At 70.2% G+C, this 21,957-nt stretch carries 15 protein-coding genes; 12 read left to right on the plus strand and 3 right to left on the minus strand.

Features of this window, described 5'->3' with window-relative positions:
* Window positions 1-21 precede the first annotated feature (21 nt).
* The 6 genes from GFH49_RS21590 to GFH49_RS21615 all read left to right on the plus strand — a co-directional run bounded on the left by GFH49_RS21590 (window position 22) and on the right by GFH49_RS21615 (window position 6,268).
* Entirely contained in the window at window positions 22-1,269 is a 1,248-nt protein-coding gene (locus GFH49_RS21590; RefSeq protein WP_155057740.1) for a polyamine ABC transporter substrate-binding protein, read from the plus strand.
* Between the two features lie 5 nt (window positions 1,270-1,274).
* Complete coding sequence (locus tag GFH49_RS21595) at window positions 1,275-2,420, plus strand: ABC transporter ATP-binding protein (RefSeq protein ID WP_408055934.1); 1,146 nt, start codon at window positions 1,275-1,277, stop codon at window positions 2,418-2,420.
* On the plus strand, window positions 2,420-3,346 hold the full coding sequence (locus GFH49_RS21600) for an ABC transporter permease (protein ID WP_155057742.1): 927 nt from the start codon (window positions 2,420-2,422) through the stop codon (window positions 3,344-3,346). Before GFH49_RS21595 ends, GFH49_RS21600 begins: the two co-directional genes overlap by 1 nt.
* Window positions 3,347-4,174: an ABC transporter permease gene (locus GFH49_RS21605; protein ID WP_155057743.1), complete on the plus strand. Its 828-nt coding sequence runs from the start codon at window positions 3,347-3,349 to the stop codon at window positions 4,172-4,174.
* 50 nt (window positions 4,175-4,224) lie between these two features.
* Entirely contained in the window at window positions 4,225-5,670 is a 1,446-nt protein-coding gene (locus tag GFH49_RS21610; RefSeq protein WP_155057744.1) for an NAD(P)/FAD-dependent oxidoreductase, read from the plus strand.
* Between the two features lie 148 nt (window positions 5,671-5,818).
* Window positions 5,819-6,268 carry a hypothetical protein gene (locus GFH49_RS21615; protein WP_155057745.1) on the plus strand — a complete coding sequence of 150 codons (450 nt, stop codon included), beginning with the start codon at window positions 5,819-5,821 and terminating at the stop codon, window positions 6,266-6,268.
* Between the two features lie 286 nt (window positions 6,269-6,554).
* Here the strand turns inward: GFH49_RS21615 and GFH49_RS21620 are convergent, their stop codons facing one another.
* Together GFH49_RS21620 and gabT are read right to left on the minus strand one after the other, a co-directional pair.
* On the minus strand, window positions 6,555-7,421 hold the full coding sequence (locus tag GFH49_RS21620) for a phosphatase PAP2 family protein (protein WP_230396411.1): 867 nt from the start codon (window positions 7,419-7,421) through the stop codon (window positions 6,555-6,557).
* Between the two features lie 128 nt (window positions 7,422-7,549).
* Window positions 7,550-8,884 carry a 4-aminobutyrate--2-oxoglutarate transaminase gene (gene gabT / locus GFH49_RS21625; RefSeq protein WP_155057747.1) on the minus strand — a complete coding sequence of 445 codons (1,335 nt, stop codon included), beginning with the start codon at window positions 8,882-8,884 and terminating at the stop codon, window positions 7,550-7,552.
* A gap of 364 nt (window positions 8,885-9,248) precedes the next feature.
* Here gabT and GFH49_RS21630 point away from each other — a divergent pair, with 364 nt between their 5' ends.
* From GFH49_RS21630 to GFH49_RS21640, 3 genes are all read left to right on the plus strand, one after another.
* On the plus strand, window positions 9,249-11,372 hold the full coding sequence (locus GFH49_RS21630; protein WP_155057748.1) for an ATP-binding protein: 2,124 nt from the start codon (window positions 9,249-9,251) through the stop codon (window positions 11,370-11,372).
* Between the two features lie 118 nt (window positions 11,373-11,490).
* Entirely contained in the window at window positions 11,491-13,068 is a 1,578-nt protein-coding gene (locus GFH49_RS21635) for a PucR family transcriptional regulator (protein ID WP_155057749.1), read from the plus strand.
* A 340-nt stretch (window positions 13,069-13,408) separates the two neighbouring features.
* Window positions 13,409-14,854: an aldehyde dehydrogenase family protein gene (locus GFH49_RS21640; protein WP_155057750.1), complete on the plus strand. Its 1,446-nt coding sequence runs from the start codon at window positions 13,409-13,411 to the stop codon at window positions 14,852-14,854.
* A 136-nt stretch (window positions 14,855-14,990) separates the two neighbouring features.
* On the opposite strand, the gene GFH49_RS21645 is transcribed toward GFH49_RS21640, so the two are convergent.
* Window positions 14,991-17,810 carry a glycoside hydrolase family 3 C-terminal domain-containing protein gene (locus GFH49_RS21645; RefSeq protein ID WP_155057751.1) on the minus strand — a complete coding sequence of 940 codons (2,820 nt, stop codon included), beginning with the start codon at window positions 17,808-17,810 and terminating at the stop codon, window positions 14,991-14,993.
* A gap of 355 nt (window positions 17,811-18,165) precedes the next feature.
* On the opposite strand from GFH49_RS21645, the gene GFH49_RS21650 reads away from it, so the two are divergent.
* The 3 genes from GFH49_RS21650 to GFH49_RS21660 are packed head-to-tail and all read left to right on the plus strand — an operon-like array spanning window position 18,166 to window position 21,842.
* Window positions 18,166-19,848: an extracellular solute-binding protein gene (locus tag GFH49_RS21650; RefSeq protein WP_155057752.1), complete on the plus strand. Its 1,683-nt coding sequence runs from the start codon at window positions 18,166-18,168 to the stop codon at window positions 19,846-19,848.
* Between the two features lie 27 nt (window positions 19,849-19,875).
* Window positions 19,876-20,910 (plus strand): ABC transporter permease, encoded by a 1,035-nt coding sequence (locus GFH49_RS21655; protein WP_155057753.1) that lies wholly within the window; start codon window positions 19,876-19,878, stop codon window positions 20,908-20,910.
* Entirely contained in the window at window positions 20,907-21,842 is a 936-nt protein-coding gene (locus GFH49_RS21660; RefSeq protein ID WP_155057754.1) for a carbohydrate ABC transporter permease, read from the plus strand. Before GFH49_RS21655 ends, GFH49_RS21660 begins: the two co-directional genes overlap by 4 nt.
* Window positions 21,843-21,957: the final 115 nt, after the last annotated feature.

Below are 21,957 nucleotides of genomic sequence, written 5' to 3' on the forward strand. Positions count from 1 at the left end.
TCCCGAAAGGGCACCAAGCGCATGGAGCAGTACGAGCCCGAACCGCTGACTCCGGTCCAGCTGTCCGCCATGCGGCGCAGCCTCCGCAGCGGCAGGGCCGCCCTCAACCGTCGTTCGCTGCTGCGCGCCTCCGCGGGCGGCGCGCTCGCGGCCGGCGGCCTCGGGGCGCTGAGCGCCTGCGGGATCCCCGCGGCCGGCAAGACGGAGGGCGGCACCTCCGCCGAGGACCACTCCAAGGACGAGAAGGAGGTCAACTTCTCCAACTGGACCGAGTACATCGACATCGACGAGAGCGAGAAGCACCACCCCACGCTCGACGCGTTCACCAAGCGGACCGGTATCAAGGTCAAGTACACCGAGGACATCAACGACAATAACGAGTTCTTCGGCAAGATCCAGCCGCAGCTCGCCGCCGGCCAGGACACCGGCCGCGACCTCATCGTCCTCACCGACTGGCTGGCCGGGCGCCTCATCCGGCTGGGGTGGGTCCAGAAACTGGACCCGGCCAACCTGCCGCACGCGTACGCCAATCTGTCCTCCCAGTTCCGCAGCCCGGACTGGGATCCCGGGCGGGCCTACTCGTACCCCTGGCAGGGCATCTCGACCGTCATCGCGTACAACAAGAAGGCGCTCGACGGCATCGAGGTCACGTCGGTCTCCGACATGCTCGACAACCCCAGGCTCAAGGGCCGCATAGGCTTCCTCACCGAGATGCGCGACAGCATCGGGATGACGCTGCTGGACATGGGCAAGGACCCGGCGAAGTTCACGGACGACGACTACGACGCGGCGATCGCCCGTCTCCAGAAGGCCGTGGACCAGGGCCAGATCCGGCGCTTCACCGGCAACGACTACACGTCCGACATCACCAGCGGCGACTTCGCGGCCTGTATCGCGTGGGCGGGCGACGTCGTCCAGCTCAAGGCGGACAGCCCGGACGTCGACTTCGTCATCCCGGACAGCGGCTACATGACGTCGACCGACAACATGCTGATCCCCAACAAGGCGCGTCACAAGACGAACGCCGAACGGCTCATGGACTACTACTACGAGCCGGAGCCGGCCGCCGAACTGGCCGCCTACATCAACTACGTCTGCCCCGTGGACGGTGTGAAGCCCTACCTCGCGAAGATCGACGAGAGCGCGGCGGACAACCCGCTGATCATCCCGGACCGGGAAATGGCCGCGAAGTCCCATGCCTTCCGCTCGCTGAGCTCGAAGGAAGAGACGGCCTATGAAGAGAAGTTCGCGAAGCTGACAGGGGCGTGACGACGATGACGAACGACAGCAGCGGCGACGTCCGCCTCTCGGGGATCAGCAAGACCTACGGCTCCTTCACCGCCGTACACCCGCTCGACCTGACCGTGCCGCAGGGCTCCTTCTTCGCCCTGCTCGGCGCTTCCGGCTGCGGCAAGACCACGACTCTGCGCATGATCGCGGGGCTTGAGGAGCCGACGAGTGGCACCGTCCACCTCGGCGACCAGGAGGTCACGCAACTGCCGCCGTACAAGCGGCCGGTGAACACGGTCTTCCAGTCGTACGCCCTCTTCCCGCACCTCGACATCTTCGAGAACGTCGCCTTCGGCCTGCGCCGGCGCGGCATCAGGTCGGTGAAGAAGCAGGTGGAGGACATGCTCGACCTGGTGCAGCTGGGCGAGCAGGCGCGCAAGAGACCGCATCAGCTCTCCGGCGGCCAGCAGCAGCGCGTCGCGGTCGCCCGCGCGCTGATCAACACCCCCAAGGTGCTGCTGCTCGACGAGCCCCTCGGCGCCCTCGACCTCAAGCTGCGCCGCCAGATGCAGCTGGAGCTGAAGCGCATCCAGACCGAGGTCGGCATCACCTTCATCCATGTCACGCACGACCAGGAGGAGGCCATGACGATGGCCGACACCGTCGCCGTGATGAACGCGGGCCGCGTCGAACAGCTCGGCTCGCCCACCGACCTCTACGAGAACCCCAGGACGACGTTCGTCGCCAACTTCCTCGGCACCTCCAACCTGATAGAGGCCGAGGTCGACAACAAGACCGGCGGCGAGGTCGTCGTCCGGGCCGCCGGCGGCAAGCTGGTCCTGCCCGAGACGCGCTGCTCCGCGCCCACGACGACCGGCGGCAAGGTGCTGGTCGGCGTGCGCCCCGAGAAGATCACCCTCACCCACGCGGACGACGCGGGCGAGATCCCCACGGCCCGCAACCGCATCACCGGCACGATCGCGGCGACGTCGTTCATCGGGGTCTCCACGCAGTACGTCATCGACAGCCCGGTCTGCCCCGAGTTCGAGGTCTACGCCCAGAACATCGACCGGGACGCCCGGCTCGTCCCCGGCGCCGGCGTCGTCCTGCACTGGAGCCCGGCGCACACCTTCGGGCTCGACGCCGCCCAGGCCATCGACGCGGGCGTCGAGGAAGAGGCGGCGCTCTGATGGCGGCCCTCACCGAGGCGCCACCGCCTCTCGCGCCGGCTCCGGAGGCGAAACCCCCGCGGAGGCGCGGTCGCTGGACGCCGTACTGGCTGCTCCTGCCCGGCATCCTCTGGCTGCTGGTCTTCTTCGCGATGCCGATGATCTACCAGGCCTCCACGTCCGTGCAGACGGGCTCCCTGGAGGAGGGCTACAAGGTCACCTGGCACTTCGCGACCTACTGGGACGCGCTGTCCGACTACTACCCGCAGTTTCTGCGCTCGGTGCTGTACGCCGGCGCCGCGACGATCCTGTGTCTGATCCTCGGCTACCCGCTGGCCTACCTGATCGCGTTCCGTGCGGGCCGCTGGCGGAACCTGATCATGATCCTGGTGATCGCGCCGTTCTTCACCAGCTTCCTGATCCGTACGCTCGCCTGGAAGACGATCCTCGCGGACAGCGGCCCGGTCGTCGGCGCCCTCAACACGCTGCACGTCCTGGACGTCACCAGCTGGCTCGGCTGGACCTCGGGCGACCGGGTGCTGGCGACTCCGCTGGCGGTCGTGTGCGGTCTGACGTACAACTTCCTGCCGTTCATGATCCTGCCGCTCTACAGCTCGCTGGAGCGCATCGACGGACGGCTGCACGAGGCGGCGGGCGATCTGTACGCCAAGCCGGTCACGACCTTCCGGAAGGTCACCTTCCCGCTGTCGATGCCGGGCGTCGTCTCCGGCACGCTGCTGACCTTCATCCCGGCGTCCGGTGACTACGTCAACGCCGATCTGCTCGGCTCCACCGACACCCGCATGGTCGGCAACGTCATCCAGTCCCAGTTCCTGCGGATCCTCGACTACCCGACGGCCGCGGCCCTCTCCTTCATCCTGATGGCCGCGATCCTCATCATGGTCACCTTCTACATCCGCAGGTCCGGAACGGAGGATCTGGTTTAAATGGACACGCGACAGAGCCGCATATTCGGTACGAGCGTCAACTGGCTCAGGCGGCATTTCGTCGTCATCGCGGGACTGGTGACCCTCGGATATCTGCTGCTGCCGAACGTCGTCGTCACGGTGTTCTCCTTCAACAACCCGAAGGGGCGCTTCAACTACCAGTGGCAGGAGTTCTCCACCGACGCCTGGAAGGATCCGTGCGGTGTCGCCGACATGTGCGGCTCGCTGTCGGTCAGCCTGCAGATCGCGTTCTGGGCGACGCTCGGTGCCACCGTCCTCGGCACGATGATCGCCTTCGCGCTGGTCCGCTACCGGTTCCGCGCGCGGGGGGCGGTCAACTCGCTGATCTTCCTGCCGATGGCGATGCCCGAGGTCGTCATGGCGGCCTCGCTGCTCACCCTGTTCCTCAACCTGGGTGCGCAGTTGGGATTCTGGACGATCCTGATCGCGCACATCATGTTCTGCCTCAGCTTCGTCGTGACGGCCGTCAAGGCGCGCGTGATGTCGATGGACCCGAGGCTGGAGCAGGCGGCGCAGGATCTGTACGCCGGACCGTTCCAGACGTTCATCCGGGTCACCCTGCCGATCGCGGCCCCGGGAATCGCCGCGGGCGCCCTGCTCGCCTTCGCGCTCTCCTTCGACGATTTCATCATCACCAATTTCAACGCGGGTTCGACCGTCACCTTCCCCATGTTCGTCTGGGGCTCGGCACAGCGCGGAACACCCGTCCAGATCAATGTCATCGGTACGGCCATGTTCCTGGTCGCCGTCCTGCTCGTGCTGGCCTCCATGGTCGTCAGCAATCGCCGCAACAGGCACAAGGCATAACCGGAAACAACCAGAAGAAACCAGAAAACCTCTGTGGGGAGTTGAAATTCATGGCCCCAAGCGCCATGAGCCGTGGCAGTAACGGAACACATGGCAGTAACGGGATAGAGGCACTCTCTGAAGCCCAGCCGGTCTCGTACTGGCTGGACGACCCCGGCAGGCCCCGCCCGGAACCCGCCCTCACCGGCCCCGAGACCTGCGATCTGCTGGTCGTCGGCGGTGGCTACAGCGGACTGTGGACCGCGCTGATCGCCAAGGAGCGCGACCCGCAGCGGGATGTGGTGCTGGTGGAGGGCCGCGAGGCGGGCTGGGCCGCCTCGGGCCGTAACGGCGGCTTCTGCGCCGCCTCGATCACCCACGGCCTGGCCAACGGGCTCACCCGCTGGCCGGACGAGATCCACAAGCTTCAGCGACTGGGCGCCCGCAACCTCGACGAGATCGAGGCGGCGGTCGCGCGCTACTCCATCGACTGCGACTTCGAGCGCACCGGCGAGATCGACGTCGCCACCGAGACGTACCAGGCGCGGGAACTGCGCGACTGGTACGAGGAGACGGAGCGCCGGGGCCTCGCCGACGGCGTCGAGTTCCTGGACGCCGAAGCGGTACGGGAACAGGTCGACTCACCGACCTTCCGGGCGGGCCTCCACGACCGTCGAGGCGTCGCCATGCTCAACCCCGCCAAGCTCGCCTGGGGCCTGAAGCGCGCGTGCCTCGAACTCGGCGTGCGCGTCCACGAGCACACCCCCGCGCTCAGCCTGAAGCCGTACGGCGCCGGTATGGCCGTACGCACCCCCTACGGGTCGATCCGCGCCCGCAGCGTCGCGCTCGGCACCAACGTCTTCCCCAGCCTGGTCAAGCGGGTACGGGCGTACACCGTCCCGGTCTACGACTACGCGCTGATGACCGAACCGCTCACCACGGGCCAACTCGCCTCCATCGGCTGGCAGAACCGCCAGGGCCTCTCAGACTCGGCGAACCAGTTCCACTACTTCCGGCTCTCCGCCGACAACCGCATCCTCTGGGGCGGCTACGACGCCGTCTACCCGTACGGCGGCCGGGTGCGCGCCGAGTACGACGACCGCCCGGAGACGTACGCCAAGCTCGCCGGGCACTTCTTCACCTGCTTCCCGCAGCTGGAGGGCGTGCGCTTCACCCACGCGTGGGGCGGCGCGATCGACACCTGCTCGCGCTTCTCGGCGTTCTTCGGCACCGCGCACCGGGGGAAGGTGGCGTACGCGGCCGGGTTCACGGGCCTGGGCGTCGGCGCCACCCGCTTCGGTGCCGAGGTGATGCTGGACCTGCTGGCGGGGGAGCGGACGGAGCGCACGGAACTGGACATGGTGCGCGAGAAGCCGCTGCCGTTTCCGCCGGAGCCCTTCGCCTGGACCGGGATCGCGCTCACGAAGTGGTCGCTGGCCCGCGCCGACGCGCACGGCGGGCGGCGCAATCTGTGGCTGAGGACCATGGACAGGCTGGGGCTCGGCTTCGACAGCTGACCCGGGATCAGGCTGAGGGTCACACGGGCGCAGTTGGATGTGACCCAGTTCACTCCAACAGGTTGAGCGAACCCGCGTAATGCCGCAGGGAGATCTCCCTCTCCCTCGTGACGCGATCCGCGTCGACGAAAGACAGGGAGGTCATGTCATGACAGGGGCGAAGACGGCGGTCGAGTGGCTCGCGTCCGTCGCACCGGACCCCGAGGCCTGCCGCTGGGAGTGGGAGCGCAACCCCCTCGGGGTCGCGCTGCTCCCGGCCGGCAAAGCCTGGGACGTCCTGATCCTGCCGGGCGGACTCGGCTACCCCACCCTCGACGTACTGACCCGCATCCTCGACCGGCCCGGGCCCGTGCTGGCCGACTTCGGCGACGCCCGGATGGGCTTCTTCGTGCCACCGGGTACGGCCGCCCGCTGGCTCGGCACCGGCATCCGTACGGCCGGTGCGGGCACCTGGATCGTCGTGCCGTACCCGGGACGCGCCACCGGCGGAGTCCGCTGGCTGGTCCCACCGGACGGCTCCGGCACCCTCACCGACCCGGCACTCCTCGAACTGGCCATGCACGAGGCCGCGGCGGGTCTGGCGGGCGGGGAACGCTGAGCGCTCCGCTGACCGGGTCGATGTGCGGCTCCGCCGCGGGGCCGTGATGGGTCGCCGGTTGTCTGCGGCGCCGTCGTGGCTGGCCGCGTCCACGCGGCGGAGCCGCACATCGACACAGCCCCCGCGCCCTTTCGGGGCGCTGCCGAACCGGTCTCGACCAAGCTGGCGGCGCTCCATCCTCCGATTCCCCGCCGCTCTCTCGTCGGCCGCCCGTGCGGCCTACGCGGACTACGCAACGGTGGCTTTGGGTCCGGCCCCTCGCGGGACGGCAGGAACCCCCCTCAACTCAACTGGGACCGCTACCCGAACTCCGGGTTCCAGCGGCCGTCCGGCCGCTGTTTCGGCCGGCACGCGGACGCACGCACAGCACGAACGCCGTCAGCAGCACCGTACCGAGGCACCAGCTGGCCACCACGTCCAGTGGCCAGTGGTAGCCGCGGCGGACCAGGCCGAAGCCGACGCCGGCGTTGACGGCGGCACAGCCGAGGACGAGGGTGCGGCGGGTCCGGGCCGTGCGGAGCCAGGGGAGGAGAAGCAGGGTCGCACAGCCGTAGGCGATGGCGGCGGTGGCCGTGTGGCCGGAGGGGTAGTAGCCGGTGGCGGGCGGCACGGCCGGGGTGCCCGGGCGGTCCGTCAGTTCCTTCAGCGGGACCACCAGGACCGGGACGAGCGCCATCGCGAAGGCCGCCGCGGTGGCCGGCAGCCACCAGCGGTCTGTACCACTGCGGCGGGCACGCCAGGCGGCGTATGCGGCGGCGACCGTGAACACCGGCACCGCGACCGGGACACCGCCCAGGTCGGCGAGGAGTTCGGAGAACCGGTCCGGGTGGACGAGGGCCCGGCTGACCCGCGCGTCGAGGCGCAGCAACGGGCCGTCGACGACGACCTGCCAGGTGATCAGCGCGAAGAGGAGGGCCGGAAGGCCGAGAAGGAGAAGGAGGGCTGGAAGGCCGAGAAGGAAGGAGGCCGGCCGCCCCGGAACAGGGGGGGTGGTTCCGGGGCGGCCGATCAGATCGGATGGTCGGCCGCCCCGGGGGGTTTGGGGCGGGCGACTGTCCGATCGGTGAGGAGATCCGGAGCCAGAGGCCCCGGTTGTGTGCGCGAGGGCACGACCAGGTCGAAGCTGGGGAGGCCCCGGCCTGTGGCCGCCCACAGTCCCCTGTGGACGGGGTGTATCTCTCATCTGGGTAGAACCTACGGCAGGGGGTGGGCGTACGACAGACGGAATCGCGTCCCGTCATCCACCTCGCACACCTTCTTCACACGCTCTGACGGCCGGGCTCAGACCCGGGCGAAGGCCTGCTCGATGATGTCGAGGCCCTCGATCAGCAGATCCTCGCCGATGACGAGCGGGGGCAGGAAGCGCAGCACATTGCCGTAGGTGCCACAGGTCAGGACCAGCAGGCCTTCCTGGTGGCAGGCCTTGGCGAGCGCGGCGGTGGCCTCCGGGTTCGGCTCCTTGGTGGCGCGGTCCTTGACCAGCTCGATGGCGATCATGGCGCCACGGCCGCGCACGTCGCCGACGATGTCGAACTTCTCGGCCATCGCCGACAGCCGGGGCTTCATCGTCGCCTCGATCGCCTTCGCCCTGGCGTTGAGGTCGAGCTCCTTCATGGTCTCGATCGAGCCGAGCGCACCGGCGCAGGCGACCGGGTTGCCGCCGTAGGTGCCGCCCAGGCCACCGGCGTGCGCGGCGTCCATGATCTCGGCGCGGCCGGTCACCGCGGCGAGCGGGAGACCGCCGGCGATCCCCTTCGCGGTCGTGATCAGGTCCGGAACGATGCCCTCGTCCTCGCAGGCGAACCACTGCCCGGTACGGCAGAAGCCGGACTGGATCTCGTCGGCGACGAAGACGATCCCGTTGTCGGCGGCGAACTTCCGCACGGCCGGCAGGAAGCCCTTCGCGGGCTCGATGAAACCGCCCTCGCCGAGCACCGGCTCGATGATGATCGCGGCGATGTTCTCCGCGCCGACCTGCTTGGACATCTGGTCGATGGCCTGCGCGGCGGCCTCCGGGCCCGCGTTGTCCGGGCCGGTCGGCCAGCGGTAGCCGTACGCCACCGGAACCCGGTACACCTCGGGTGCGAACGGCCCGAAGCCGTGCTTGTACGGCATGTTCTTCGCGGTCAGCGCCATCGTGAGGTTCGTACGGCCGTGGTAGCCGTGGTCGAAGACGACGACGGCCTGGCGCTTGGTGTACGCACGGGCGATCTTGACGGCGTTCTCGACGGCCTCCGCGCCGGAGTTGAACAGCGCCGACTTCTTGGCGTGCTCGCCCGGCGTCAGCTCCGCCAGCGCCTCCGCGACCTCGACGTACCCCTCGTATGGCGTGACCATGAAACAGGTGTGGGTGAAGTCGGCGAGCTGCGCGGACGCCCGGCGTACGACGGCCTCGGCGGACGCGCCGACGGACGTCACGGCGATGCCCGACCCGAAGTCGATCAGCCGGTTGCCGTCGACGTCCTCGATGATCCCGCCGCCCGCCCGCGCGGTGAACACCGGCAGTACGGAACCCACGCCCTGCGCGACCGCTGCGGTACGGCGGGCCTGCAGTTCCTGCGACTTCGGGCCGGGGATGGCGGTGACGACGCGGCGCTCCTGCGGGATTGCGGTCATGAGGGGCTCCTGGGGTGGTGCGGACGCTTGGCGTTCTCTTCTTTCTCGCAGGCTAGGACCGGGGGCGGAGGGTGGGCATGCTCCATGTGGGCGTCGTCAGGGATTCCGGTTGTCCGCGGTGGACATAGCGACGCCGAGCGGGCGGGCGCCTGCGGGCCACGTACCGAGCGTCCCCGTTTCGTCCACCATGTGCGATATGAAGGGACGACGATATCCGGAGCGCTTTGGTCCGCTCCGCGCGCCGGACGCCGCTCCTTGACGGGCAAACGCTGCCTGCCGGGGCGCCAGCGGTGAACTCCCCTTGCCGGGGCGTTAGATTGACTCGCTGATGGTGGACGGAACGGCTGCTCAGGGGGCAAGCGCGATGGACAGCGACGGGACGCAGGACGCGCGGGGTACGCATGCGAACCCTGTGCCGCGTCCAGCGGGACCGCCGGCCATGCCCGCGGTACCGCCGCGGCCGACGGAGGCACCCGGCGTGCCGCCACGGCCGGACGGCTCGGCGTTCCTGGCGTGGCTGCGGGCGCCCCGTCCGGAGGCGGCGCCCGGAGTGTGGCGGTTCGGGCATCGGCCGCGGCCGGACGAGGAGCCGGAGGTCATTCCGGGGCGGCAGCTGATCGGCGGGGCGTTGATCGCGTTCCTGGTCGGCTGGCTGATCTGGTCGTTGCTGTGGAACGGCTATCTCGGCGGCTGGTGGCTGCTGCCGCTCTACGCGATGATCCCCGAGTCCTGGGTCGAACCGCACAGCTTCACCGCCGTCGTGGTCGTCTACGCCTACTACCTGGTGATCGCGCTGATCATCATGGTCGGCGTCGGCCGGCTCGGCCGCTGGGGCGATATCTGGCGCCGCTACGGCCCGCCCGCCTGGCGCCAGGCCTCCCGGGCGGACGAACGCCCGCCCGCCCCCGAAGAAGATCCCGCCGCCTGGCCCGCCGTGCGCGCCGCCGGTGCCGCCGACGCCGCCGAGCGGCTCGCCGCCGAGGCTCGGGGCGGGCTGATGCGGGACGTGGACCACGCCCGGATCGCCCGTGCCTGGCAGGGGGTGCGCAGCGGTCGGCACAGCCTCGCGACCTTCACCGGTGCCGTACTGAAGGACGGCGCCGCCGCCTGTCTGCACCCTTCCGGGGCGCGCGATCTGCCGGCCCGGCTGGCCCGGCACGACCTCCTCACCGGACAGGTACGGCTCGGTACGACGGCCGACGACGCGCGCAACCCGTACGCCTACCGGGGCACCGGCCTCGGCCTCGGCCCCGAGCTGCTCGGCACGTCCCTGCTGGCCGTCGGACCGGCGGGTTCCGGCAAGACCGGCAGTGTCGTCCGTCCGCTGGCCGAGTCGCTGTGCCTGCACGCGCTCGCCGGGCGGGCCGCGGTCGTCGTGGTCGGCGGGGCGGGCGCGGGGCTCGGCCCGGCCGACGCGTATGACGTCGTCGTACGGATCGGGAATCCGGAATCCGTGTACGACCTGGACCTGTACGGCGGGACCACGGACCCCGATGAGGCCGCGGCCGTGCTCGCCGAGGCGCTCGTCGGGGATCTGGCCGATCCGCATCCGGGCAGTGACAGCCGCCGGTCCACGACCGTGCTCGCGCAGCTGCTCGGGCCGTTCCGGGCGGTCCACGGGCGCTTCCCCTCCGTGCCGGAGCTGCGGCAGCTGCTCGACGGGGCGGCCGGTCCGCTGGACGCGCTGCGCCAGGGCCTCGCAGGCTCCGGTCAGGAGTCGATGCTGCGTGAACTGGACGCGCGGGCACGGCAGATGGGGCACCCGGGTGATGTGGGCGGGGTGCTCGCGGACCGGGTGGCGTTGCTGGACCGGCCGGCGTTCGCGGGGTTCTTCGACACGTCGGGTCAGTCGCGGCCGTTCTCGCTGAAGGCGCTCGACCATCCGGTGCGGGTGCGGATCGACCTGCCCGAGCGCGGGCACGCGGACGCCTCACGGATGCTGGCGCGGCTGGTGCTGGCGCAGTTCTCGGCGAGTGTGGCGGTGCGGGAGGACCGTTCGCTGTTCGCCTGTCTGATCCTGGACGACGCCTCGGGTGTCGTCACCCCGGAAGCCGTACGGGGGATTCAGCGGCTGCGGTCCGCTCATGCCGGAGTCGTCCTGACCCTGCGCACCCTCGACGACGTACCGAGGCCGCTGCGCGGGCCGCTGCTCGGGGCCGCCGGCTGCCGGATGGCGCTGTCCGGGCTGACGCCGTGGGACGGGCAGGACTTCGCCGAGGTGTGGGGCAAGGAGTGGACCGAGGCGCGGGATGTGACCGACCGGCAGATCATCGCCGAGACCCCGGCCGGGAAGGCCCTGCACATGCTGCGGCGCGTGATCACCGGCAAGGCGCCGACCGCGCGGGCGGTGACCGTGCGGCAGGTTGAGCGGGAGCGGTGGTCGGCGTCCGAGCTGGCGCATGCGGTGCCGCCGGGGCATGCGGTGCTGTCCCTGACGTCCGTGCAGGGGGAGCATGCGCCGCCGCTGCTGGTGGACCTGCGGGGCTGACAGCCGAACACGGGGGCGTGCGGCGACCGTACGGTGAGGCAGAATCGGCATAGGCCGTTCATACGCGGCGGCCAAAGGATCACAGTGATCACGGAACCATCACCGACCTGAAGGCTCCATGCCCCCGACGCTTGCCTCGCTCGTCCACCACTCCGCGCTCAAGCTCACCGTGCGCGCGGGCGAGGACCGGCTGGACGTGCCCGTTCGCTGGGCGCACGTCAGTGAGCTGGCCGATCCCGTGCCGTACATGGAGGGCGGGGAGCTGCTGCTGATCACCGCGCTGAAACTGGACGCGGAGGACCCGGAGGCGATGCGGCGTTATGTGAAGCGGCTGGTGGGGGCGGGCGTCGTCGGGCTCGGCTTCGCCGTCGGGGTCAGCTACGAGGAGACCCCCGAGGCTCTCGTCGACGCGGCGGCGGAAGAAGGTCTGCCGCTGCTGGAGGTGCCGCGCCGTACGCCGTTTCTCGCCATCAGCAAGGCCGTCTCGGCGGCGATCGCGGCCGACCAGTACCGGGCGGTGACGGCAGGGTTCGCGGCGCAACGCGAACTCACCAGGCAGGCCCTGACGGACGGGCCCGAGGGGCTGCTTGGCGCGCTCGCCTCGCAGGTCGACGGATGGGCGGCGCTCTACGACGCCTCGGGCGCCGTCGTCGCCACCGCGCCGGAGTGGGCGGGACGGCGGGCCGCGCGGCTGACGGCGGACGTGGAACGGCTGCGGGAGCGGCCCGCGCCGGCCTCCGCGGTCGTGGGCGGGCCGGAGCACGAGGACCGGGTCGAACTGCACTCCCTGGGCACCGGCCGGCGGCCACGGGCGGCGCTCGCGGTGGGGACGGCGGCGGCGCTGGGGACGGCCGAACGCTACGCCGTCCATGCGGCCATCGCGTTGCTGACATTGACGACGGAGCGGTCCCGTGCCCTGCACGCCGCCGAGCAGCGGCTCGGGGCGGCGGTGCTGCGGATGCTGCTCGCGGGGGAGCCCGACCATGCCCGCGCGGTGGCCGGGGACCTGTACGACGGTCTCCTCGACGCGCCCTTCCGCGTGATCGTCGCCGAGCCGGCCGCCGCGCACGGGGAGGCGCTGGCCGGGCTCGCCGAGGTCATGGAGTCGGCGGGCGCGCGGGCGGGTGAGGCCGTACTGGTGGTGCCGGAGGGGGAGCGGCTGGTGGCGCTGGCCGCGGACGGCGGGGCCGCGGTGGCCGCGTGCGGGGAGTTCGCGGCGGCCTTGGAGGCGGCGCGGGCCGCGGGGGCGGAGCAGCCGCTGCCCGACGAGGACGAACTGGTCGTGGGCCTGTCGGCGCCCGTCGGGCCGATCGCCGCCGCGGTCGCCTACAAGCAGGCCGGGCAGGCGCTGTCCGTGGCGCGGCGGCGGGGGCGGGTGGCCGTCGAGCACGAGCAGCTGGCGGCGGGGTCCGTGGTGCCGTTGCTCGCGGACGATGCGGTGAAGGCGTTTGCGGACGGGTTGCTGCGGCCGCTGTACGCGCATGACGCGACCGGGCGGGGGGATCTGGTCGCCTCGCTCCGGGCCTGGCTGTCCCGGCACGGCCAGTGGGACGCCGCGGCGGCCGACCTGGGGGTTCATCGGCATACCCTGCGGTATCGCATGCGGCGGGTGGAGGAGATCATCGAGCGGTCGCTGGATGACCCGGATGCGCGGATGGAACTGTGGCTGGCGCTCAAGGCGACGTCGGCGGAGTAGGTGCGGCGGGGCTGGTGCGGTTGCCGTGCGTCGGGGCTGGGCGGGGGTGGGTCGCGCGGCCCGGCGCGGTGGCTGGGCGGAGGGCGTCGCGCGGCCCGGCGCTTGCGGGGCGCCGCCTGCGCCCGCCCTCCCCCACTCTCGGCTTCGCTCGACCGGGGGGACCCCCATCGCCCCAGGCGGCACGCATGCCCGCAGCTGGGGGCAAGGCGGCTCTGCCGATCCGGTGTGCCGCACCCCCTGACCACTACGCACTGGACAAACGACTCCGCCCCTTTCCGCCCCTACCGTGGAGGCCGAGCACCAAGAACCATCTCCCTACGTGGAAGGGCCGGGACTTCACATGACTTCCAGCCGTGCCTTCTGGCTCGCCGGTCGCCAGGCTGCCGGTGAGGCTACGTTCGACGTCACCTCGCCGTGGGACGGGCGCCTGGTCGGCAAGGTGGCTGTGCCGACGGATGCGCAGGTCGAGGAAGCTGTGGCGGCTGCGTATGCCGTGCGGGACGAGTTCGCGGCGACGCCCGCGCATGTACGCGCCGCCGCGCTGGACCACGTCAGCCGGCGTCTCGTGGAGCGCACGGAGGACATCGCGCAGCTGATCTCCGCGGAGAACGGCAAACCGGTCAAGTGGGCCCGGGGCGAGGTGGGCCGGGCGGTGTCCGTGTTCCGGTTCGCCGCTGAGGAGGCCCGGCGTTTCAACGGCGGTGAGGCGCAGCGCCTCGACACCGACCTCGGCGGTCAGGGCCGGCTCGCCCTCACACGCCGCTTCCCGAAGGGCGTCGTACTCGGTATCGCGCCGTTCAACTTCCCGCTGAACCTCTGCGCCCACAAGATCGCCCCGGCGATCGCGGCGGGCACGCCGATCATCCTGAAGCCGGCTCCGGCGACCCCGCTCTCCGGCCTGGTCATCGGCGACCTGCTCGCCGAGACGGAGCTGCCCGCCGGTTCCTGGTCGATCCTCCCGGTTTCCAACGACCGTATGCCCGCCCTCGTCCAGGACGAGCGGCTGCCGGTGATCTCCTTCACCGGTTCCGAGAAGGTCGGCTACGCGATCATGGACTCGGTGCCGCGCAAGCACTGCACGCTGGAACTGGGCGGCAACGGCGCGGCCGTGGTGCTCGGTGACTACGCCTCCGACGCAGACCTCGACTGGGCGGCCACCCGCATCGCCACCTTCTCGAACTACCAGGGCGGCCAGTCCTGCATCTCCGTGCAGCGGGTCATCGCCGACGCCTCCGTCTACGACCGCCTGCTCCCGCGCATCGTCGCCGCCGTCGAGGCCCAGGTCACCGGCGACCCCGGCGACGACACGACCGACGTCGGCCCGCTGGTCAGCGAGGACGCCGCGAAGCGCGTGGAGGCCTGGGTCCAGGAGGCCGTCGACGCCGGGGCAACGCTCCGCACCGGTGGCAAGCGCGACGGCGCCTCGTACGCGCCGACGGTCCTCACCGACGTACCGGCCGGCACGACGATCTCCTGCGAGGAGGTCTTCGGACCCGTCCTGACCGTGCAGCGGGTGGACGGCGAGGCGGCTGCCTTCGCCGCCGCCAACGACTCCAAGTACGGACTCCAGGCGGGCGTCTTCACCCATGACCTCCAGGTCGCCTTCCGGGCTCACCGCGCCCTTGAGGTCGGCGGTGTCGTCATCGGCGACGTGCCGTCCTACCGCGCCGACCAGATGCCGTACGGCGGCGCCAAGCAGTCCGGTGTGGGCCGTGAGGGCGTGAGGTTCGCGATGGACGACTACACCTACGAGCGGGTGCTGGTCCTCACGGGCCTCACTCTCTGACTCATGGCCCTCTGGCCCTCTCTGGCTCACGACCCTCTAGCTTATGGGAACCATTTTCATATAGAGTTCCGAAAGGGTCCGGCACCGATGCCTTCCGGTGCCGGACCCCTTCTCCGTGCCGGCCTGCCCCGGACCCTCAACCGGAGAAGCCGACGTGCGCGAGCCGCAGTGGGCCGCGCAGTCTGAGGTGCACGTCGCGCACGCCCGCGGTGACCAGACCCGCGCCGAGGGTGGTGTAGTCGTACGGGCCCGCCCCCGCGTCCGCCTCCAGCACGGCCAGTGCGGGGCCGCCGTCCAGCGACACCTCCACCACACCCCGGCCCGCCACCGTCGCACTCACCTGGGTGACACCGGGCCCGAAGTCGCAGGCACGGTAGACGAGTTCGGCCACCCGGTCGCCCGCCGGTGTCACCGCGTCGCCCGCCGCCTTCGTACGGTCCACGATGACCGACCCGCTCTGCTCGTCGAAGTCGGCGGCGTCCAGGCCGCGTCGGGCGACCGGGCGGGGCGCGGCGGGCTCGCCGTCGAGGACGAGGGTCGTCCGCAGGCGGATGTCCTCGCTGGACGCGCCGGCGAATACGTCGTACGCGCCCGGCTCCAGCCGCCACCGGCCGTGCGCGACATCCCAGAACGCGAAGGCGGACAGCGGGACTTCGAAGGTCAGCCGCTCGCTCGACCCCGGGGTGAGCGTGATCCGGCGGTGGGCCACCAGTTCGCGGCGCGGGCGCGGGACCGAGGGGTCCACGGCGCGGGTGTAGAGCTGGGCGACCTCGTCGGCGGTCACATCACCGGTGTGGGTGACGCTGAAGGAGACGTGCACCGTCTCGCCCTCGACGCGGGCCGACAGGTCGGTGTACGAGAACGACGCGTACGACAGGCCGTGGCCGAAGGGGAACAGGGGCGTGCCCTCGAAGTAGAGGTAGGTCTGACGGGCGCCGATCACGTCGTAGTCGAGCAGGCCGGGGAGGTCGGTGTCGTCGGCGTACCAGGTCTGCGGGAGGCGGCCGGCGGGGGAGACGTCACCGGCGAGCACCCGGGCCAGGGCGGTGCCGGCCGCCTGGCCGCCGTGCGCGGTCCACAGCAGGGCGGGCAGGGCGGCCGTCTCGACCGTGTACGGGTAGGCGGAGACCAGCGTCAGCACCGTGGCCGGGTTCGCGGCACGGGCCGCGCGCAGCAGGCGCTCCTGGTAGTCGGGCAGGCGCAGCGTCGTACGGTCCTCGGTCTCGCGGCCGTTGATGTGCGGGTCGTTGCCCGCGACGACCAGGACCACGTCCGCCTGGGCGGCGATCCGCGCCACCGCGTCCTCGCCGCGCTCCACGATCTCCACCCGGAAGACCTCCAGGTCCTCCTCGGCAACCTTCACCCCGTCGGCGGCGACTGAGACGTGGCGGCCCGTACCGACGTGCCTGAGGAGGTGTCCGTTCTCGTGCGGTTCCAGGCGGAACGTCTCCTGGACGACCCAGCCTCCGGGCTGCTCGGCGGAGGCCCGCACGCGACCGTCGCCGGCGACCGAGAGGTAGCGGCCGTCGGGGGCCCGCAGGGTCAGGACGCCCTCGCCCCAGTCGACGAGCGCGAGTTCGGTGCCGGTGGGGTCGGTGGTGAGCGGCGGGAGGTCCGTACGGCCCGCGAGGAGCGCGGGGTCCAGCGCGCCCTCGGCGCCGCGCGCTTCGTCGGCGCCGTCCGCGGGCGGCACGTACAGGCAGGAACCGTCCGACGTCCGCAGCCGTACGCGGTCCACGCCCTCCGCGAACTCCACGCGCTCGGCGCCGAACCGCTCGTACAGGCCCTCCAGTGGTGTCGAGCGGTGCAGGAGCGTGCCGCTGTACCAGTCGAGCTTGCACTCGTCGGCGAGCAGGCCGACGACGGCGAGGCGGGTGTCGTGGGCGAGGGGCAGGATGCCGTCGTTCTTCAGCAGGACGATCGCCTGCTCGGCCGCCTCCTGGGCGAGCGCGCGGTGCTCCGGAGTGTCGAAGGCGCCGGTTTCGTCGTACGAGTCGAACTCGCCGAGCCGGAAGCGGACCGAGAGCTGGCGGCGGACCGCCGCGTCCAGGTCGGCCTCCGTCAACCGGCCCTGGTCCAGGGCGCCTTGGATCCGCGCGACGATCTGCGAACTGTCCGTGCCGTGGTCGGTGAAGCTGTCGACGCCGGCCAGCAGCGCCGCCGCGGTCGCCTCCTCGTGGGTGTCGAAGTAGTGCTCGCAGTCGACCAGGTTGGAGGGCGCCCCCGCGTCCGAGCAGACCAGGAGGTCGTCGTCGGTCCAGGCGCGCAGCTGCTCGCGCAGATACGGCGAGACGTGGTTCGGGCGGCCGTTGACCAGGTTGTACGCCGGCATGACCCCGGCGACCGCGCCCGCCTGAACCGTCTCGCGGAAGGCGCGCAGGTCGTACTCGTGCAGTACGCGCGGGCGGACGGAGGACGAGGTGACGGCGCGGTCCGTCTCGTTGTTGTGGGCGAGCCAGTGCTTGAGGACGGGGGCGGTGCGCCAGTACGCCGGGTGGTCGCCGCGCAGTCCGTGCGTGTACGCGGTGGCGATCGCCGAGGTGAGCTTCGGGTCCTCCGAGTAGCCCTCCTCGTTGCGGCCCCACAGGGGGTGCCTCAGGAGATTGACGGTCGGGGACCAGACGTTGAGGCCGACGCGGTCGTCATGGGCGCGCATCGCGCGGACCTCCTTCGACACCGCGTCGCCGATCCGCCGTACGAGATCCGGGTTCCAGGTCGCGCCCAGGCCGACCGCCTGCGGGAACACCGTCGCCGGTCCCATCCACGCCACGCCGTGCAGCGCCTCCTGGCCGGTGCGGAAGGCCGCGACGCCGAGACGCTCGACGGCCGGGGCGAACTGGTGCAGGAGTCCGGTCTTCTCGTCCAGGGTCAGGCGCGACAGCAGATCGTCGATGCGCTTCGCGAACGGCAGGTGTGGATCGCGAAAAGGCGGTGTGTAGGCCGTGTGTGCGGTCACGGTGGGATCCCCTTGCGATGGATCGGTGCGATGCTTTCGAAGCGCTTCGATGCTCATTCGACTTCAGGGTGGGTGTCAAGAGATCAACACCTCCACTTCAAGCAGTGCATAAGAAAAGGTCACCTCCCATACCTGGGAGGAATCTTGGATGCGGCCCTTGTGCACCCCCGAGTGTTCACTTAATCTCACAGCACATCGAAGCGCTTCGACTACTGGTCCGCACCGGCTTGGTCCCACCGGCTTGGTCGCACCGGTAGTGGCCGAAGGATCGCTTCAGCTCAGCCAGTTCCACTCAAGACACCGCAGCCGACGGCCCCCGCCGGGTGTCCTTGGTGCGCCACGAAGGGTTGACGCAATGACGCCGAACGCCGCTTCCGCCTCCGCCGCTCCCAGCCGGAGAAGCTTCCTCGCCTCGACGGCGGTCGCCGCCGTCGCGGTGGGCGGGGGGATGCCGCTGCTTGCCGCCTGCGGGGGTTCCCAGGAGGAGAACAGGGACGGGACCACGTCCGGCAGGGAAGCGCAGAAGATCCTTCCGACGTTCGTGGCGTCGGGTGTCGTGACACCGGACATCGCGTCCAAGAACGGCTCCGCGGCCGGTTTCACCAAGCCGATCGACCTGAACTCCCTGAAGACCTCGGTACCCAAGAAGCTCGGCACCGGCAGCTCGCTCAAGATCATGGCGCCGATGTGGGGCAGCCCGCCGTCCGGCGACAACCCGTACTACACGGCCATGAACGACGCCATCGGAGTCAAGGTCAGCTGGCAGAACCAGGACGGCAACACCTACGACCAGAAACTGGGCGCCGTCCTCGCCTCCAGCGACGTCCCCGACGTGGTGGTCGTCCCGGGCTGGAACCTGGTCGGCCGGATACCCAGCGCCGTGAACGCCAAGTTCGCCGACCTCGGCCCCTACCTCTCCGGCGACAAGGTCAAGGACTACCCCAACCTCGCGGCCGTCCCGACGGACGCCTGGCAGCGCTCCATCTTCGGCGGCAAGCTCCGCGCGATCCCCATGCCGGCCTCGTACGTCACCAACATCGTGCCCTACTACCGCAAGGACCTCTTCGCGCAGGAGGGCTACGAACTGCCCGCCAGCCCTGACGAGTTCCTGTCCTGGGCCAAGGAGGCCACCAACGCCAGGGCGAAGGTGTGGGCCTGCGACGACATGAAGTGGACCGCCCTGAACATCTACGGCGTCCTCAACGGCAGTGACAAGGCGCTGTGGTGGGACCTCAGGGACGGCAAGCTCGTCAACCGGATCGAGACCGACGAGTACCTCGAAGCGCTGGAGTGGACGCGCAAGCTGTACGAGGCCGACGTGGTCCACCCGGACGCCAGGGCCGTCAACGGCGACTCGTCCAACCGCTTCACCTCGGGCCAGGTCCTCGTCTTCAACGGCGACATCAACTACTGGCACTCCTCGACGGCCGAACAGCGCACCCAGAATGCCGACTTCGAGATGGGCGCCTTCGACATCTTCGGCCCCGACGGCGGCGACCCCACCCTGTGGGCGACGCAGCCGGCGGGCATCTTCACCTTCGTCAGCGAGAAAGCGTCCGAGCAGCAGATCAAGGACTTCCTGGCGATCGCCAACTTCTGCGCGGCGCCGTACGGCACCAAGGAGTACATGCTCACCGTCTACGGCGTGGAGGGCACCGACTACACGGTGCAGGACGGCATGCCCAGCAAGACCACCGAGGGCAACGACGAGGTCTTCGGCGCCTTCGACTACACCGGCGACCCGGCCGCCTACCTGGCCCACCCCGACCTGCCGGACATCGCCAGGCTCCAGGTCGAGTGGCAGCAGCGGATGGGCGCCTTCACGAAGAAGTCGTCCTTCTACGGTCTGACCGTGACCGAGCCCAACCGCTACACCAACCTCGCCAACGACTTCGAGCAGCTGGAGGACGACGTGGTCCGCGGCCGCAAGAAGATCAGCGACGTCCAGCAGGCCGTGGCCGACTGGAAGTCCCAGGGAGGCGACGGGCTGCGCGACTGGTACCGGAAGCTGCTGGACGAGAACGGCTCGGCGAACTGACGCGAGGCTGAGGCAAGGAGAACGGCCGTGTCGCACAGCACGGTGCCTCGCAGCAAGGCCGAGGCCGAGAAGACGGATGAGACTCCGGTGGCGTCCGGCGGCGCCACCGGCGCCAAGGACCGGGGGCGTTCGGGGAAGCTGAGCCTCAGGCTCAGGTTCAGACGTGACCGCACCCTGATCCTGATGACGCTGCCCGCGGTCCTGCTCGTCCTGGTGTTCAACTACATACCGATCCTGGGCAACGTGGTCGCCTTCCAGGAGTACGACCCGTACCTCAGCGACAACGGCTTCGTCGCGATGTTCGAAAGCCCCTGGGTCGGCCTGGACAACTTCGAGCGGATCTTTGAGGACTCCGCCTTCTGGCAGGCCGTGCAGAACACGTTCGTGCTGTTCTTCCTCCAGCTCGTGCTGTTCTTCCCGATCCCGATCCTGCTCGCGCTGCTCATCAACAGCGTGGTCAGGCCGCGGGTGCGGGCGGTCGCTCAGGCGATCATGTACCTCCCGCACTTCTTCTCCTGGGTACTGGTCGTGGCGGTCTTCCAGCAGCTCTTCGGCGGCGCCGGCATCATCGCGCAGACCCTGCGCCAGCACGGCTACGACGGCTTCGACCTGATGACCGACCCGGACATCTTCAAGTTCCTGGTGACGGCCGAGGGCATCTGGAAGGACGCGGGCTGGGGCATCATCGTCTTCCTCGCCGCGCTCGCCTCCGTCCCGCACGACCTGTACGAGGCCGCCGCGATGGACGGCGCGAGCCGCTGGCGCCGGATGTGGCACATCACCCTGCCGGCCCTGCGCCCCGTCATCGCCCTGCTGCTGGTGCTGCGCGTCGGCGACGCGCTGACCGTCGGCTTCGAACAACTGCTGCTGCAACGCGACGCGGTGGGACCGGGCGCCGCCGAGGTCCTCGACACCTATGTGTGGTGGAACGGCATCCGAAACCAGGACTTCAGCTATGCCGCGGCGGCCGGCCTGATCAAGGGCATGGTCGGTCTGGCCCTCGTGCTGACCGCGAACAAGGTCGCCCATCTGATGGGTGAGCAGGGGGTGTACCAGAAGTGAGCGCCGTACTCGACAAGCCGGTGAAGCAGCCCGGCCGTTGGGCCGCCCCGCCCCGGCCCACCTGGGAGGAGGAGCCCTCCAAGGCCGGCCTCGCGAGCAAGGGACTGTTGCTGACCCTGGCCTGCTTCACGATTCTCTTCCCGCTGTGGATCGTCGTCGTCACCAGCCTCTCCTCGCGCAAGACCATCGACGAAGTCGGCGGTCTGGTGGTGATCCCCAGGGACATCACCTTCGTCGCCTACCAGGAACTGCTGAGCGGGGGCCAGGTGCAGCGGGCCACCCTGGTCAGCCTGGGGGTCACCGTCGTCGGCACGCTGTTCAGCATGACGGTGTCGGTGCTGTGCGCGTACGGCCTCTCGCGCAGCGGGTCGCTGGCGCACCGGGGGATCCTGATGACGCTGCTGGCCACCATGTTCTTCGGTGCCGGGCTGATCCCGACGTATCTGCTGGTGCAGGCGCTGGGGCTGACCGACACCTATCTGGCGCTGATCCTGCCCAGTGCGGTGAGCGTGTTCAACATCCTGGTGCTGCGCGGGTTCTTCATGGGGATCTCGCCGGAACTCATCGACAGCGCGCGGATCGACGGGGCGGGGGACTGGCGGATCCTCTGGAAGATCGTGCTGCCGCTGTCGCGGGCGGTGATCGCGGTGATCACGCTGTTCTACGCGGTCGGGTACTGGAGCGCGTGGTTCAACGCGTCGATCTATCTGAGCGATCAGGACATGATGCCGTTGCAGAACGTCATGATCCAGCTTGTGCAGGAGCAGCAACGGCCGGTGGGGATCGCCACGCAGATCAACACGGGGCAGCTGTCGCCGCTGGCGATCCAGATGGCCGTGATGGTGCTGGCGCTGTTGCCGGTGGCCGTGCTGTCGCCGTTCGTCCAGCGGCACTTCAAGAAGGGCATGCTGACCGGTGCGGTGAAGGGCTGACCGGGGGAGCACGGGGGTGTGCGTTGTCCTCTGGCTGCGGGTTGTTCGTGGCTGGTCGCGCAGTTCCCCGCGCCCCTGGCGTATCTCTACTTCCCCCAATTCATAGATCGAGGTC

This window comes from Streptomyces blattellae (assembly GCF_009709555.1).
Taxonomy (GTDB): Bacteria; Actinomycetota; Actinomycetes; order Streptomycetales; family Streptomycetaceae; genus Streptomyces; species Streptomyces blattellae.

Excerpts from the sequence above, each read along its gene's own strand:
- GFH49_RS21610 (WP_155057744.1), top strand. The coding sequence starts at position 4,225 with ATGGCCCCAAGCGCCATGAGCCGTGGCAGTAACGGAACACATGGCAGT.
- GFH49_RS21590 (WP_155057740.1), top strand. The coding sequence starts at position 22 with ATGGAGCAGTACGAGCCCGAACCGCTGACTCCGGTCCAGCTGTCCGCC.
- GFH49_RS21605 (WP_155057743.1), top strand. The coding sequence starts at position 3,347 with ATGGACACGCGACAGAGCCGCATATTCGGTACGAGCGTCAACTGGCTC.
- gabT (WP_155057747.1), bottom strand. The coding sequence starts at position 8,884 with ATGACCGCAATCCCGCAGGAGCGCCGCGTCGTCACCGCCATCCCCGGC.
- GFH49_RS21630 (WP_155057748.1), top strand. The coding sequence starts at position 9,249 with ATGGACAGCGACGGGACGCAGGACGCGCGGGGTACGCATGCGAACCCT.
- GFH49_RS21640 (WP_155057750.1), top strand. The coding sequence starts at position 13,409 with ATGACTTCCAGCCGTGCCTTCTGGCTCGCCGGTCGCCAGGCTGCCGGT.
- GFH49_RS21600 (WP_155057742.1), top strand. The coding sequence starts at position 2,420 with ATGGCGGCCCTCACCGAGGCGCCACCGCCTCTCGCGCCGGCTCCGGAG.
- GFH49_RS21615 (WP_155057745.1), top strand. The coding sequence starts at position 5,819 with ATGACAGGGGCGAAGACGGCGGTCGAGTGGCTCGCGTCCGTCGCACCG.
- GFH49_RS21595 (WP_408055934.1), top strand. The coding sequence starts at position 1,275 with ATGACGAACGACAGCAGCGGCGACGTCCGCCTCTCGGGGATCAGCAAG.
- GFH49_RS21650 (WP_155057752.1), top strand. The coding sequence starts at position 18,166 with ATGACGCCGAACGCCGCTTCCGCCTCCGCCGCTCCCAGCCGGAGAAGC.
- GFH49_RS21635 (WP_155057749.1), top strand. The coding sequence starts at position 11,491 with ATGCCCCCGACGCTTGCCTCGCTCGTCCACCACTCCGCGCTCAAGCTC.